This is a genomic window from Pseudonocardia xishanensis, from assembly GCF_039541715.1.
Lineage (GTDB): Bacteria > Actinomycetota > Actinomycetes > Mycobacteriales > Pseudonocardiaceae > Pseudonocardia > Pseudonocardia xishanensis.
Genome location: NZ_BAABGT010000053.1, coordinates 95562 through 110411, shown reverse-complemented (window position 1 = coordinate 110411; position 14850 = coordinate 95562). Strand labels below are relative to the sequence as shown.

The window sequence follows — 14850 nt, the reverse complement described above, 5'->3', positions numbered from 1 at the left end:
CCGTCACCTCGGGAGCGTCCCCGCTCATGCCCGTGCCTCCTGCTTGTCCGCGTACGCCTGCGCCGCCTCGCGCACCCAGGCCCCGTTCTCGTGCGCCCGCCGCCGGTGGGCCAGCCGCTGCGCGTTCGCCGGGCCCGCGCCGCTGATCACGGCCTGGAACTCCGACCAGTCCGGCTCCCCGAAGTCGTGCGCCTGCCGCTCGTCGTTCCACTGCAGCGCCGGGTCCGGCAGCGTGACGCCCAGCGCCGCCGCCTGCGGGACCGACATGTCGACGAACCGCTGGCGCAGCTCGTCGTTGGTGTGCCGCTTGATGCCCCACTCCATGGACTGCTGCGTGTTGGGCGAGTCCCCGTCGGCGGGGCCGAACATCATCAACGACGGCCACCACCACCGGTTCACCGACTCCTGCACCATCTCGCGCTGGGCGTCGGTGCCGTTGACCATCGCCAGCAGCAGCTCGTAGCCCTGCCGCTGGTGGAACGACTCCTCCTTGCAGATCCGCACCATCGCCCGCGCGTACGGCCCGTAGGAGCAGCGGCACAGCGGCACCTGGTTGCAGATCGCGGCACCGTCGACCAGCCAGCCGATCACGCCGACGTCCGCGTACGTCAGGGTGGGGTAGTTGAAGATCGACGAGTACTTCTGCTTCGCGGAGATGAGCTTCTCGGTCAGCTCCTCGCGGTCCACGCCGAGGGTCTCGGCCGCCGCGTAGAGGTACATGCCGTGGCCTGCCTCGTCCTGCACCTTGGCCAACAGGATCGCCTTGCGCCGCAACGACGGCGCGCGGGTGATCCAGTTCCCCTCGGGCTGCATCCCGATGATCTCGGAGTGCGCGTGCTGCGCGATCTGCCGGATCAGCGTCCTGCGGTAGGCCTCGGGCATCCAGTCCCGGGGCTCGATGCGTCCCCCGGAGCCGATGACGGCCTCGAAGTCGGCGGAGAGAGCGAGTCCCTCATCGGTCGCGGTCATCGCGAACCTCCATAACCGAATGTTCGTTCGTTGGATGATGACGCACTTCGGGCCCCCGTGCAACCGCGTCGAGGCCTGCCGATCTCTCCGCCCTCGTGCTAGCCTCCCGGGCAACCGAACGATCGTTCGCCGATGACGACCCCGATCGGAGGCATCACCGCCGATGACCGACCTCTTGCGCTCCTTCGTGGGCGGCAGCTGGCACACCGCACCCGACCAGGGCCGCCCCCTCCACGACGCCGTCACCGGCGCCGAGGTCGCGCGGATCTCCTCGACGGGCGTCGACTTCCGCGCCGCGCTGGAGTACGGCCGCGAGGTCGGCGGGCCCGCCCTGCGGGCGTCGACCTTCCACCAGCGCGCCGCGCTGCTCAAGGCCCTCGGGCAGCACCTGCGCGAGCACCGCGAGGAGCTCTACGCCGTGTCGGCGCGGACCGGCGCGACCCTGTCCGACTCGAAGTTCGACGTCGACGGCGGCATCGGCGTCCTGCTCGCCTACGCCTCGAAGGCCAAGCGCGAGCTGCCGAACGACACCGTCTACGTCGAGGGTGCCGTCGAGCAGCTGGGGCGCGGGGGGACGTTCGTCGGCCAGCACCTGTGCACCCCGCTGCACGGCGTCGCGGTGCAGATCAACGCGTTCAACTTCCCCGTCTGGGGCCCGCTGGAGAAGTTCGCCCCGGCCTTCCTCGCCGGCGTCCCGTCGCTGGTCAAGCCCGCGTCGCCGACCGCGTTCCTCACCGCGCGGCTCGTCGAGCTGATCGTGGACTCGGGACTGCTGCCGCAGGGCGCGCTGCAGTTCGTGGCCGGGTCGCTCGGCGACACCCTCGACCACCTCACCGGCCAGGACATGGTCGCGTTCACCGGCTCCGCGTCGACGGCGCAGACCCTGCGCGCGCATCCCGCGATCGTGCGGAACTCGGTCCGCTTCTCCGCCGAGGCGGACTCGCTGAACTTCTCCGCGCTGGGTCCGGACGGCAGCCTCGACCTGTTCGTGGGGTCCCTGGTCACGGAGATGACCGTGAAGGCCGGGCAGAAGTGCACCGCGATCCGGCGCGCCTTCGTGCCCGCCGACACGGTGGACGCCGTCGTCGAGGCCGTCACCGCCCGGCTCGCGGAGGTCACGGTCGGCCCCGAGGGTCGGATGGGCGCGCTCGCCTCGCTCGACCAGCGCGAGGAGGTCCGCCGCAGCGTCAAGTCGTTGGCGGACGCGGGCCGCGTCGTCTTCGGCGATCCCGAGGCGGACGCGGGCGACGGCCGCGGCGCCTTCCTCTCCCCGGTGCTGCTGGTCGGGGACCCGGAGCGCGCCGAGCCGCACGAGGTCGAGGCCTTCGGCCCGGTCTCGACGATCCTGCCGTACGCGAGCACCGCCCAGCTGATCGACTACGTCGCCCGCGGCCAGGGCAGCCTGGCGGGGTCGGTCGTCAGCGAGGACCCCGCCTTCGTGCGCGAGGTCGTGCTGGGCGTCGCCCCCTTCCACGGCCGGATCCTCGTGCTCAACGAGAAGGACGCGAAGGAGTCGACCGGGCACGGCTCGCCGCTCCCCCAGCTCGTCCACGGCGGCCCCGGCCGCGCGGGCGGCGGCGAGGAGATGGGCGGCATCCGCGGGGTGCTGCACCACATGCAGCGCACCGCGATCCAGGCGGACCCGGACACCCTCACCACGCTCACCGGGCGCTGGGTCCCGGGCTCGGAACGGCGTCCGACGGAGGTCCATCCGTTCCGGCTGCACCTCGAGGAGCTTCGGCCCGGGGACACGCTCGTGGCCGGACCGCGGCGGGTCACCCAGGAGGACGTGGAGCACTTCGCCGAGTTCACCGGCGACACCTTCTACGCCCACATGGACGCCGAGGCCGCGGCGGCGAACCCGCTGTTCGGCGAGCGCGTCGCGCACGGGTACCTGATCGTCTCCCTCGCCGCGGGGCTGTTCGTCGATCCCGATCCCGGGCCCGTGCTGGCCAACTTCGGGGTGGACGACCTGCGCTTCCTCACCCCGGTGAAGTTCGGGGACGAGCTGACGGTCACCCTGACCTGCAAGCAGCTGACCCCCCGGGACTCCGCCGGGTACGGCGAGGTCCGCTGGGACGCCGACGTCACGCGGCAGGACGGCGAGTCCGTCGCCCGGTACGACGTGCTCACCCTGGTGGCCAAGAAGGCCGAGCAGTGAGCAGGCTCGGGGAGGCGCCCGCGCCGGAGACCCTCGACGCGGCCGAGCGGATGTCCACCGACGAGCTGCGCGCCCTGCAGCTGGAGCGTCTGCGGTGGACGCTGCGACACGCCTACGAGAACGTCCCGCACTACCGGCGCGCGTTCGACGAGGCCGGGGTGCACCCGGCGGACTGCCGCGACCTGACCGACCTCGCGAAGTTCCCCACCACCTCCAAGGCGGACCTGCGGGCGAACTACCCCTTCGGGATGTTCGCGGTGCCGCGCAGCGAGGTCCGGCGGGTGCACGCGTCGTCCGGCACCACGGGGAAGCCGACGGTCGTCGGCTACACCGCGCAGGACATCGACACCTGGGCGGGGCTGATCGCCCGTTCGATCCGGGCGGCGGGCGGGCGGCCCGGCCACCTGATCCACAACGCGTACGGCTACGGCCTGTTCACCGGTGGGCTCGGCGCGCACTACGGCATCGAGAAGCTCGGGGCCACGGCGATCCCGGTCTCCGGCGGCATGACGCCCCGGCAGGTCCAGCTCATCCAGGACTTCGGCCCGGACGTCATCATGCTCACCCCGTCCTACATGCTCACCCTGCTGGACGAGTTCGAGCGCCAGGGCGTGGACCCGCGCTCCACCACCCTCCAGGTCGGGATCTTCGGGGCCGAGCCGTGGACGGAGCAGATGCGCACCGAGATCGAGGACCGCCTCGACATGCACGCCGTGGACATCTACGGGCTGTCCGAGGTCATGGGGCCCGGTGTGGCGCAGGAGTGCGTGGAGACCAAGGACGGGCTGCACATCTGGGAGGACCACTTCCTGCCGGAGGTGATCGACCCGCTCGACGCCACCCGGCTGGCGGACGGCGAGGAGGGCGAGCTGGTCTTCACCTCGCTCACCAAGCAGGCGCTGCCGATCATCCGCTACCGGACGCGGGACCTGACCCGGCTGCTGCCGGGCTCCGCGCGGCCGTCGATGCGGCGGATGCAGAAGATCACCGGCCGCAGCGACGACATGATCATCCTGCGCGGGGTGAACCTCTTCCCGACGCAGATCGAGGAGATCGTGCTGCGCACCCCCGGCTTCGCGCCGCACTTCCAGCTGGAGCTGACCACCGAGGGCCGGATGGACGCGCTGACGGTCCGGGTCGAGGCCCGCCCGGACACCTCCGCGGACCGCCGCGCGGCCGCGGCGGGCGAGCTGGTCCGCGCGGTCAAGGACACCGTGGGCGTGTCGGTGGCCTGCGAGGTCGTCGAGCCGGACAGCCTGGAGCGCTCGGTCGGCAAGCTGCAGCGGGTGAAGGACCGCCGGTCACGCTAGTGCCCGCGCCAGGGCGGGGCGGAGCTCCACCGGGTCGGTGACGACGGCCGCGACGTGGGCGTCCGGGCGGATCACCCACGTCTCGTCCGGGCGTGCGCCGAGCGCGGCGGTCAGGGTGCCGTCGGGGTCGATCGTGGGCAGGGACAGGGCCCGGACCGGCCCGGGGACGTCGACCGCGGGGGGCACGGCACCGCCACCGAGCAGCAGGAACCCGTCCCGCGCCAGGGCCCGCAGACGGGCTGCACCCGGCGCATCGGGGAGGTGGACAGGGCCGTCCGGCACGAGCACGCCCGGGCCCGCGGGCGGGGTCCGACCCCGTGGCGGGCGGCCCGCGAAGGGGCGGCGCGGGTCCGGTGTGGTGAGCGGGGAGTCCACGTACCAGAAGGGCTCCGCCAGGCGGCCCGAGTCCACGGCGGCACGGGCCGCGGGATCGTGGGCCGCTCCCGCCAGGACCGTGGCGCGCCGCTCCCGCGCGGCGGCGTCGCCGGGGACCAGGAAGTCCATGGTCGCGGTCGTGACCTCGAGGTTCTCCCGCGCCGCCGCGTGCCGTTCGGCGTGGTAGGTCTCCAGCAGCGCCTCCGACGCCCACCCGTTGCGGACGTAGGCGATCTTCCAGGCCGCGTTCTCCGCGTCGGCCACGCCGGAGTTCAGCCCACGCGCACCGAAGGGCGAGAGCAGGTGCGCCGCGTCCCCCGCGAGCAGTACCCGGCCGCACCGCATCCGGTCCGCGACGCGGGACTGGAAGCGGTACACCGAGCACCAGACCAGCTCGTAGTCGTGCTCCAGCGCCCCGCCGAGGACCTTCCGGATCCGTGCGTCGAGGGCCCCGGCGGCGATCTCGGCGTCGAGGTCGTGGTCCGGCGGAACCTGCCAGTCGATCCGGAACACCGAGTCCGGGCAGGGATGGATCAGCACCTGGCGGCCGGGGTTCCACTCGGGGTCGAAGTGGAAGCGCCGCTCGGTGGCCCAGCCGGGCAGGTCGGCGCGGACGTCGCAGATCAGGAAGCGGTCGTCGAAGGAGCGGCCCCGCAGTGCCACACCCAGCCGGGCACGCAGGTCGTCCGCCCGACCGCCGGCGCAGAGCACGGCGTGCGAGCCGGTCACGGTGGTTCCGTCCGCGCAGGTCGCGGACACCCCGCCCGCGTCCTGCACCAGGTCGGTGACCCGGTGACCCCACCGCACGTCGACCAGCGGCTGCTCGGCGATCCGCGAGTCGAGGATCGCCTCCGTGGTGCTCTGTGAGACGTTGACGAACGGCGGGAAGGCGGGGCGGCCGGGCTCGTCGAGCGTCGTCGCGAAGAGCTCCTCGCCCCGGTGGAAGGTGCGGGCGGTGGTCCAGGTGACGCCGGCGTCCGCGATCCGGCGGCCCGCGCCGACCGCCTCCCAGACGTCGAGCACGTCCCGCTGCTGGCAGATCGCCCGCGAACCCGCGGCCGTGCGGGCGGGGCGCCCGTCGAGCACGACCGACGGCACGCCCCAGCGCGCCAGCAGTAGCGCGGTCGTCTGGCCGACGGGGCCCGCGCCGACGACGAGTACCGGATCCATCGCCTCAGCCCTGCAGCTGCGCCCAGACCTCCCGGTCCCGCTCCGCGGTCCAGATCACCGGCCGCTCGATCCCGGACAGCTCGTCCCACAGGCGCGAGACGTCGAAGGGTAGGCAGTGCTCGAAGATCGGCCAGTGCCCGTAGTCGTCGACGAGGGCGGCGTGGGTGGCCTCGAAGGCCTCCTTCAGCGTCCCGCCCCGCTGCTGCACCGCTCCGACCTCGCGGAGCATGGTCGCGAGGAACCCGCGGGTCTGCTCGATCGCCGCGTCCACCTCGGCGCGCCCGCGGCTGACCGCACCGCGCCCGCCGACGAGCTGCTCCGCGCCGACCGCCTCGACGCGGTCCAACGTGGACCCCGCCCAGTCCCGGTGGAAGGCGTCCCCGGTGTAGAGCGCGGCCTTGGCCTCCACGAGATCGCCCGCGAACAGGATCCGGTGCCGCGGCAGCCAGGCGGTGAGGTCGCCCTCGGTGTGCCCGCGGCCGTGGAACTGCAGGACCAGGTCGCCGCGGTCACCGCCGAGGTCGATCGTGAGCCGGTCCGCGAAGGTCAGCGTGGGCCAGGTCAGGCCCGGGACCGAGTCGGCGCCCTCGGCGAGCCGCGGCATCCGCGCGAACTCCGAGTCCCAGTCCTGCTCGCCGCGCTCCGCGACGAGAGCCCGGGTGTTCTCGTGCGCGACGATCGCCTCCGCCTCGAACGCGCTCGCGCCGAGCACGCGCACCGCGTGGTAGTGGCTGAGCACCAGGTAGCGGACGGGCTTGTCGGTGTGCTCGCGGAGCCGGTCCAGCCACTTCCGCGCCGCGACCGGGGTGGCGAGCGCCTCGAAGCAGACGAGGAAGTCCTCCCCCTCGATCGCCCCGACGTTCGGGTCGCCCTCCGCGGTCAGGGCGTACACCCCGTCCGCGAGGATCTCGAGGGTCTGCTCCTTGGCGGCCGTGTCGGCGGACGACGCGAACGGACGAGCCATCTCGACGCTCCCTTGCGTGACTGGCCGGAACTGCCTGGTCAAAGCTTTGACCGTCGCCGAGGCTAGGCCCTCCCGCAGCCGGGGTCCAGGCCGCGGTACGCCCGGGGCGCCTGATGTGATGGTCACCCGTCGGAAACCTGACGTTGACCTGCACTGCGCATGCTCCTCGCATGGTCGGCGCCGGGGACGAGCCGCTGATCGAGTTCCGACTGCTCGGTCAGGTCGAGGCATGGAGCGCCGGCACCCGGATCGAGCTGGGCGGACCCAAGCAACGCGCCGTGCTCGCCTCGCTCGCGCTGCGCGCGGGCCGGGTGGTCTCCCAGGAGCAGCTCATCGACGATCTCTGGCCGGAGGACCCGCCCGCCCGCGCCGCGGCGACGGTCCAGGTCTTCGTGTCCAACCTGCGTCGCGCCCTCGAACCGGACCGCCCCCGCGGCGCCCCCGCGCGGATCCTCGCCACGGCCTCCCCCGGCTACCGGCTGGCCGTCGATCCCGCCGCGGTGGACGCGCACGAGTTCGGACGGTTGGTCGGGGCCGGGCGCGAGGCCCTGACCGGGGACGATCCGGAGCGCGCCGCCGAGCTGTTGGCGAGGGCCGCCGGGCTGTGGCGCGGCCCCGCCCTCGCCGACCTGCCGGAGGCGCCGTTCGCCCGCACCGAGGCGGCCCGGCTGGAGGAGCTGCGCCTCGGGGCCGCCGAGGACCGCGCGGACGCCGAGCTCGCCCTCGGCAGACACGACGTACTCGCCCCGGAGCTGGCCCGCCGGGTCCGCACCCACCCGCTGCGCGAACGCTCCCGCGCCCAGCTGATGCTCGCCCTCTACCGCTGCGGCAGGCAGGCGGACGCGCTGGCCGCCTACCGCGAGGGGCGCCGGATCCTCACCGACGAGCTCGGCCTCGAACCGGGCGCCCGGCTGCGCGAGCTGGAGCAGGCCGTGCTGCGGCAGGACCCGGCGCTGGCCTGGGCCGCGCCACCGCCCGTCGTGCTGCCCGCCGCGAGCCCGCCGCCGACGGTGGACGAACCCGGCCGCGTCCTCGTCGTCGACGACAGCGGGGTCAACCGCCGCGTCCTGGCCGCCGCGCTGGCCGAGCTCGGTCACGAGGTGCACACCGCCGAGAACGGGAAGGCCGCGCTCGAGCACCTGGCCGCGCACCCCGTGGACGTCGTGCTGCTGGACCTGCTCATGCCCGTCCTGGACGGCTACTCCACGCTCGCCGAGATCAAGGCCGATCCCGCGCTCGCCCACCTCCCGGTGATCATGGTGTCGACCGTGCACGAGATGGCCAGCGTGCTGCGCTGCATCGAGCTCGGCGCCACCGACTACCTGCCGAAGCCCTTCGGCGCCGAGATGCTGCGCGCGCGGCTGCGGTCCTCGCTCGCGGCCAAGCGGTTGCGGGACGCCGAGCTGCGCAGGCTCGCGGACGAACGGGAGGAGGCCGTGGACCTGCTGTCCCGACAGCTGCGGGAGATGACCCGCGAGGTCGAGGAGCGCGAGCGGGCCCTGCAGGCCGAGATCGCCGAGCTCCGCAGCCGGGTGGCGAGCGGATGAGGCCGGGTGGCGAGCGGCGCACGCTCAAGCGGCTGCTCCCGGTCGGCCTCGGGTTCGGCGGGGTCCTGCTGGCGGTGGTGCTGCTGGTCAGCCTGTTCGCCGAACAGAGCATGCAGGGGGCCACCGAGGCCGAGGTGCGGCGCTCGGAGTCCCTGCGGCTGGCCTACGAGCTGCGCCAGACCTCGGACGACCTCACCCGGATGGCCCGGTCCTACGTCGCCACCGGTGATCCGCACTACCTCGACTGGTTCCGGGAGATCCTCGCGATCCGGGCGGGCACCGCGCCGCGCCCGGTGGACTACGACGGCATCTACTGGGACGTCGTCAGCGACACCGGACGGCGACCCACCCCCTTCGAGGCGCCCGCCGCGTTCGCCGCGCTGGCGGACGGCGCCGGGTTCACCGCGGACGAGCAGCAGCTCCTGGCGACGGCCCAGGCCCGCTCGGACGAGCTGGCCGGCATCGAGGAGGAGGCCTTCGCGCTGCTGCCGGACCGCGACCGGGCCACCGCGCTCCTCTACGACGCCGAGTACCTGCACGCCAAGGCCGAGATCATGGACCCGATCGGGCAGGTGATCCGGCTCGTCGACACCCGCACGGCACAGGAGACCGCGGACGCCACGGCCCGGGCCCGCGGCTGGTCGGCGGCGGCGATCACCGTCGCGGTGCTGCTGCTCGCGGGGATGGCGGTGCTGGTCCTGTGGACCCGGCGGGCGGTGCTGCGGCCCGTCGGCGAGCTGGACGCCGCCACCGCCCGGATCGCCGCGGGGGAGCCCGAGGTCCGGGCGCCGGTCGAAGGCGTCGGCGAGATCAGCGCGCTGGCCACCCGGTTCAACGAGATGGCCGAACGCGTGCGGGCCCGGCAGGCGGACGTCATGCTGCTGCACCGGGTGGCGGCGACCGCGCACCGGGCCACCGACCTGGAGACCGCGACCCGCGAGGTGCTGGCGCTGGTCTGCGGGCACACCGGCTGGCCGCTGGGCCGCGCGGTGTTCGAGCACGCCGTCTACGAGCACGGCCGGATGCCGGTCGATCCCGCGCTGGTGGAGCGGGTGCGGGAGAGCGGTGAGCCGGTGTGGGCGGGCTCGGCGATCGGGCTCCCGGTGCGGGTCGGCACCGAGACCGTGGCCGTGCTGGAGTTCGTCGCGGGCCGCCGCACCGAACGGGACCCGGGGCAGCTCGCGCTGCTCGCGGACGTCGGCGCGCAGCTCGGGCAGGTGGTCGACCGGGTCCGCACGGCCGACGCGCTGCGGGACGCCGCCACCGCCGCCGAGGCCGCCAACCGCGCCAAGAGCGCCTTCCTCGCGACCATGAGCCACGAGATCCGCACCCCGATGAACGCCGTGATCGGCATGTCCGGGCTGTTGCTGGACACCGAGCTGGCCCCGGAGCAGCGGCAGTTCGCCGGGATCGTCCGAGACAGCGCGCACTCGCTGCTGCTGCTGATCAACGACATCCTCGACTTCTCCAAGATCGAGGCGGGCAGGCTGGAACTGGAGCAGGCCCCCTTCCACGTCGCCGAGTGCGTCGAGGGCGCGCTCGAGCTCGTCTCCGCGGACGCCGCCGCCAAGGACCTCGAGCTGCTCTGCCTGGTCGAGCCGGGGACCCCCGAAGGCCTGGTCGGGGACGTGACCCGGGTCCGGCAGGTGCTGCTCAACCTGCTCAGCAACGCGGTGAAGTTCACCGACCGCGGCGAGGTGGGCGTGACCGTCGGGCACCACGACGGGGAGTGGGTGTTCACCGTGCGGGACACCGGCATCGGCATCCCGCCGGACCGGCTGGACGCGATCTTCGAGGCGTTCACGCAGGTGGACGCCACCACCGCCCGCCGCTACGGCGGCACCGGCCTCGGCCTCGCGATCTGCAGGCGGCTGTGCGAGCTGATGGGCGGCACGGTCCGGGCCACGAGCACCCCGGGTGCGGGCTCCGCGGTCGTGTTCACCGTGCGGGCCGAGCCCACCGAGGCGGCCCGCCGCGACCCGGTCCCCACCGGGGACGCGCTGCGCGGGCTGCACGCCCTCGTCGTCGACGACCACGCCGGCAGCCTGCGCCAGCTGCGCCGCAGGCTGGGCTCGTGGGGGATGCAGGTCGCGGACACCACCTCCGGTGCCACGGCGCTGCGCTGGCTGGCCGAGGGTCGCCGGTTCGACGTCGCCGTGGTGGACGAGCCCGCCACCGCGGCCGCGGTGCAGGAGCGACAGCCGGGGATGCCGGTGGTCCTGCTGACGGCCCTGGGCCGGGTGCCGCACGCCGACCGGACCGGGGTGGCCGCCGTCGTCGCCAAGCCGGTGCGGCCCGCGCCGCTCTACCGGGCGTTGGCGGACGCCCCGGCGGACCCGGTCGTGCCCGGCGCCCGGATCCTCGTGGCCGAGGACCATCCGGTGAACCAGCGGCTGGTCCTGTTGCTGCTGCACCGGCTCGGGCTGCGCGCGGACTTGGCGGGCAACGGGCTCGAGGCCGTCGAGGCGGTTCGGGACCGGCACTACGACGTGGTGCTGATGGACGTCCGGATGCCCGAGCTGGACGGGCCCGGGGCGACCCGGCGGATCCGGGCCCTCGGCGGCAGACAGCCGTGGATCATCGCGGTGACCGCCGAGCCGGGCGGGCGGGCGGCCTGCCTCGCCGCGGGGATGGACGACCACCTGACCAAACCGCTGGTCGCCGCCGAGCTGGCGGAGGCACTGGCCCGCGCGAGCACACCGGCACCGCTCGGGCCCGCACCGCTGGACCCCGTCGCCCTGGACCGGCTGCGCGAGCTCGTCGGGCACGACCCGGAGACGCTGACCGGGCTCGTCGAGGACTTCCTCGCCGAGGCGCCCGCCCTGGTCGCCGCCCTGCGGGGCGAGGACTCCGCACGCGCGGCCCACACCCTCGCCGGACTGGCCGAGACCTTCGGCGCCACGGCGCTCGCCGCGCGGTGCCGCGCGGGCGACCCGATCGCGGCCGCCGCGGAGTACGCGCGGGTGAGCGCGGCGTTGCGGCAGCTCAGCGGGCATTTGGCGGACGTTTAGCGCTCCCGCGTTCACTTCCGCTCATCGACATCCCTGTGATCGGAAGGCCGCGATGAGCATCGAGGACGCCCCATCCACCACGGCGCCCGCACGCACGGGCGCCGCGAAGGAGACCCTGGAGGACTACACCCTCCGCTTCGCCCCACGCAGCTACCGGAAGTGGGGCACCGGCACGGTCGCCGTCTCGGCGCTCGGCGGCATCGCCTACCTCGCCGACTTCGCCATCGGCGCGAACATCGGTATCGCCTCCGGCACGGTCAACGCGCTGTGGGGCATCCTCGTCTTCGCCGTCGTGATCTTCGTGTCCGGCTTCCCGCTGGCCTACTACGCCGCGCGCTACAACCTGGACCTCGACCTGATCACCCGCGGCTCCGGCTTCGGCTACTACGGCTCGGTCGTCACGAACGTCATCTTCGCGACGTTCACGTTCATCTTCTTCGCCCTCGAGGGCTCGATCATGGCCCAGGGCCTCGAGCTCGGCCTGGGCATCCCACCGTGGCTCGGCTATGCGCTGTCCACGATCATCATCTTCCCGCTCGTCATGTACGGGATGTCGCTGCTGAGCAAGCTGCAGCTGTGGACCACCCCGCTGTGGCTGGTGCTGATGGTCGCGCCCTTCGTCTACCTGCTGATCCAGCACCCGGACTCGATCGGGCAGTTCTTCGGCTACCAGGGTGAGAACGGCACGGGCGCGCCGAACCTCGGCGCCGTCATGCTGGCCGCAGGCGTGTGCCTGTCGCTGATCGCCCAGATCGCCGAGCAGATCGACTACCTGCGCTTCATGCCGCCCAAGACCCCGGAGAACAAGCGCCGCTGGTGGACCGCGATGGTCCTCGCCGGGCCGGGCTGGGTCTTCTTCGGCGCCATCAAGCAGGTCGTCGGGCTCTTCCTCGCCGTCTACCTGATCACGAACGTCGCGGGCGGCGCGGACGTGGCCAACGAGCCGGTGCACCAGTTCCTGGAGATCTACAACCAGTTCCTGCCGCCGTGGGCCGCGATCGCGCTCGCCGTGATCCTCGTCGTGATCAGCCAGATCAAGATCAACGTCACCAACGCCTACTCCGGCTCGCTGGCCTGGACGAACTCCTTCACCCGGGTCACCAAGCACTACCCCGGCCGCCTGGTGTTCGTCGGGGTGAACCTGCTGATCGCGCTGGTGCTGATGGAAGCCAACATGTTCGACTTCCTCAACACCATCCTCGGCTTCTACGCCAACTGCGGGATGTCCTGGATCGTCGTGGTCGCCGTGGACATCGCGGTCAACAAGTACCTGCTGAAGCTCTCGCCCATCCAGCCCGAGTTCCGCCGCGGGATGCTCTACAACGTCAACCCGGTCGGCTTCGGCTCGATGCTGGTCTCCGCCGGGGTGTCCATCCTGGTCTTCTTCGGCGCCTTCGGCTCCGGCATCCAGCCGTACAGCCCGCTGGTCGCGATCGGCCTGGCCGTGGTGCTGCCGCCGCTCCTGGCGATCGCCACCAAGGGCAGGTACTACCTGCGCCGCACGGACGACGGCATCGACCTGCCGATGTACGACGAGCACGGCAACCCGTCCGGCGAGGTGCTGGACTGCCACGTCTGCGGCGAGTCGATCGAGCGCCCGGACATGATGGCCTGCGAGGCGCACTCCGCGCACGTCTGCTCGCTGTGCCTGAGCCAGGACAAGACCGGCGAGCACGTCCTGCCCGCCCAGGTCTGACGGTCCCGCAGGCCGCACCCGCCCGGGTGCGGCCTGCGTTCGGCGCGCCGGAGGGGTGCGCGCCGGCCGGTGCGGGTAGGCCGGGGGCATGAGCGTCTCCTTCGCCGCCGTCGTCCTCGGGTCGCCGAACCCGCCCGCGCTCGCCGCCTTCTACCGCGGGCTCCTCGGCTGGGACACCGTCGAGGAGTCCGCGGAGTGGGTGCGGGTGCTTCGCGATCCCGACGGCCATCCGTTCTGCCTCTTCCTCCCGGGCGCCTAGGCTCGCGGTGTGCGCAGCAAGGTCACCCCGGACGTCTTCGATCCGCGGATCTTCGCGGCCGGGATCCCGCACGAGTCCCTGCGCCTGCTGCGGGACGAGGAGCCCGTCTCGTGGCAGCCCGAGCACGAGGTCGGGATCTGGCCTGCCGGACCGGGCTTCTGGGCGGTGACCCGGTACGCGGACGTCCGGACCGTGCTGCGCACCCCCGCGGACTTCTCGTCCTCGCTGGGCGCGACCCAGATCCGCGACCCGGACCCCGCGGACCTGCCGTTCCTGCGCCGGATGATCCTCAACATGGACCCGCCGGAGCACATGCGGCTGCGTCGACTGGTCACCGGCGCCTTCAGCCGACGGCGGCTGGAGACCTTCGCGGCGACCGTGCGGGCCCGGGCCGAGCGCCTGCTCGACGGGCTGCGGCGCGAGGGCGGCGGCGACCTCACCGCCGTCACGGACGACTTCCCGCTGCAGAACCTGGCGGACCTGCTGGGGGTGCCCGCCGAGGATCGCGCCCAGCTGCTCCACTGGACGAACCGGGTGATCGGCTACCAGGACCCCGAGCACGCCACCGTCGTCACCGACGCCGAGGGCGAACCCGTGAACCCCCGCTCCCCCGCCCAGCTCGCGGACATGTTCGGCTACGCGGACCGGCTCGCCGCGACGAAGCGCCGCGAGCCCGCGGACGACGTCATGAGCGCCCTGGCACACGGCGGCGACCTCACGGGCCCCGAGCTGCAGATGTTCTTCTTCCTGCTGGTGGTCGCGGGCAACGACACCGTCCGCAGCGCCCTGCCCGGCGGCCTGCTCGCCCTGCTCGACCATCCGGAGGAGCACGCGCGGCTGCGCGCGGACCACGCCCTGCTCCCGAGCGCGATCGAGGAGCTGCTGCGCTGGCACCCGCCCGTGCTCACCTTCCGACGCACCGCGACGCGCGACCTGGAGCTGGGCGGGCGGCGCATCGCGGCGGGCGACAAGGTGGTCGTGTACCACGTGTCCGCGCACTACGACGAGCGCCGTTTCCCGGACCCGCTCCGCCTCGACCTGGCCCGCGCGGACAACGACCACCTCGCCTTCGGCCAGGGCCCGCACCTCTGCCTCGGCGCCGCGTTCGCCCGTCTGCAGCTGCGCGAGTTCCACTCCGCCCTGCTCGCGCTGCCGCCGCTCCGCCCGGCAGGTGAGCCGCGCCGCCTCACGTCGAACTTCATCAACGGCGTGACCCGGCTGCCGGTGGAGTGGTGACCTGCGGCACCGGAGTGACCTCGGCCGTCTCCCTCCAGTGAGGATCCTGTTCGCCGTCGCGGCCGGGACGACGAGCGGCCCCTCGGCCACGGAGCCGCCGGCGGCGGTCCCGCCGCCCGAGCAGGCGGCGAGCGAGGCGCGCCCCGTCACCG

10 protein-coding genes are annotated in these 14850 nt (G+C 73.4%); 7 read left to right on the top strand and 3 right to left on the bottom strand.

Annotated features, from left to right (window positions below):
* Window positions 1-24: 24 nt before the first annotated feature.
* A complete protein-coding gene (gene paaA, locus ABD993_RS19665) occupies window positions 25-969 on the bottom strand; it encodes a 1,2-phenylacetyl-CoA epoxidase subunit PaaA (protein WP_345420311.1) in 945 nt (314 codons plus the stop codon).
* Window positions 970-1132: 163 nt separating this feature from the next.
* Here paaA and paaZ point away from each other — a divergent pair, with 163 nt between their 5' ends.
* Entirely contained in the window at window positions 1133-3130 is a 1998-nt protein-coding gene (gene paaZ / locus ABD993_RS19660; RefSeq protein ID WP_345420308.1) for a phenylacetic acid degradation bifunctional protein PaaZ, read from the top strand.
* 50 nt (window positions 3131-3180) lie between these two features.
* Window positions 3181-4440, top strand: coding sequence for a phenylacetate--CoA ligase PaaK (paaK, locus tag ABD993_RS19655; protein ID WP_345420493.1), 1260 nt, complete (start codon window positions 3181-3183; stop codon window positions 4438-4440).
* On the opposite strand, the gene ABD993_RS19650 is transcribed toward paaK, so the two are convergent.
* Window positions 4432-5985, bottom strand: coding sequence for an FAD-dependent monooxygenase (locus ABD993_RS19650; RefSeq protein WP_345420305.1), 1554 nt, complete (start codon window positions 5983-5985; stop codon window positions 4432-4434). The genes paaK and ABD993_RS19650 overlap by 9 nt on opposite strands.
* Before the next feature lie 4 nt (window positions 5986-5989).
* Window positions 5990-6949: an MBL fold metallo-hydrolase gene (locus tag ABD993_RS19645; RefSeq protein WP_345420302.1), complete on the bottom strand. Its 960-nt coding sequence runs from the start codon at window positions 6947-6949 to the stop codon at window positions 5990-5992.
* Between the two features lie 170 nt (window positions 6950-7119).
* Here ABD993_RS19645 and ABD993_RS19640 point away from each other — a divergent pair, with 170 nt between their 5' ends.
* The 5 genes from ABD993_RS19640 to ABD993_RS19620 all read left to right on the top strand — a co-directional run bounded on the left by ABD993_RS19640 (window position 7120) and on the right by ABD993_RS19620 (window position 14698).
* Window positions 7120-8496, top strand: a complete 1377-nt coding sequence (locus tag ABD993_RS19640) for a BTAD domain-containing putative transcriptional regulator (protein ID WP_345420299.1) — start codon at window positions 7120-7122, stop codon at window positions 8494-8496.
* Window positions 8493-11507, top strand: coding sequence for a hybrid sensor histidine kinase/response regulator (locus ABD993_RS19635; RefSeq protein WP_345420296.1), 3015 nt, complete (start codon window positions 8493-8495; stop codon window positions 11505-11507). Before ABD993_RS19640 ends, ABD993_RS19635 begins: the two co-directional genes overlap by 4 nt.
* 52 nt (window positions 11508-11559) lie before the next feature.
* A complete protein-coding gene (locus ABD993_RS19630) occupies window positions 11560-13203 on the top strand; it encodes a purine-cytosine permease family protein (RefSeq protein ID WP_345420293.1) in 1644 nt (547 codons plus the stop codon).
* Window positions 13204-13291: 88 nt separating this feature from the next.
* Window positions 13292-13462 carry a VOC family protein gene (locus tag ABD993_RS19625; protein WP_345420290.1) on the top strand — a complete coding sequence of 57 codons (171 nt, stop codon included), beginning with the start codon at window positions 13292-13294 and terminating at the stop codon, window positions 13460-13462.
* A 9-nt stretch (window positions 13463-13471) separates the two neighbouring features.
* Window positions 13472-14698, top strand: a complete 1227-nt coding sequence (locus tag ABD993_RS19620; RefSeq protein ID WP_345420287.1) for a cytochrome P450 — start codon at window positions 13472-13474, stop codon at window positions 14696-14698.
* Window positions 14699-14850 lie beyond the last annotated feature (152 nt).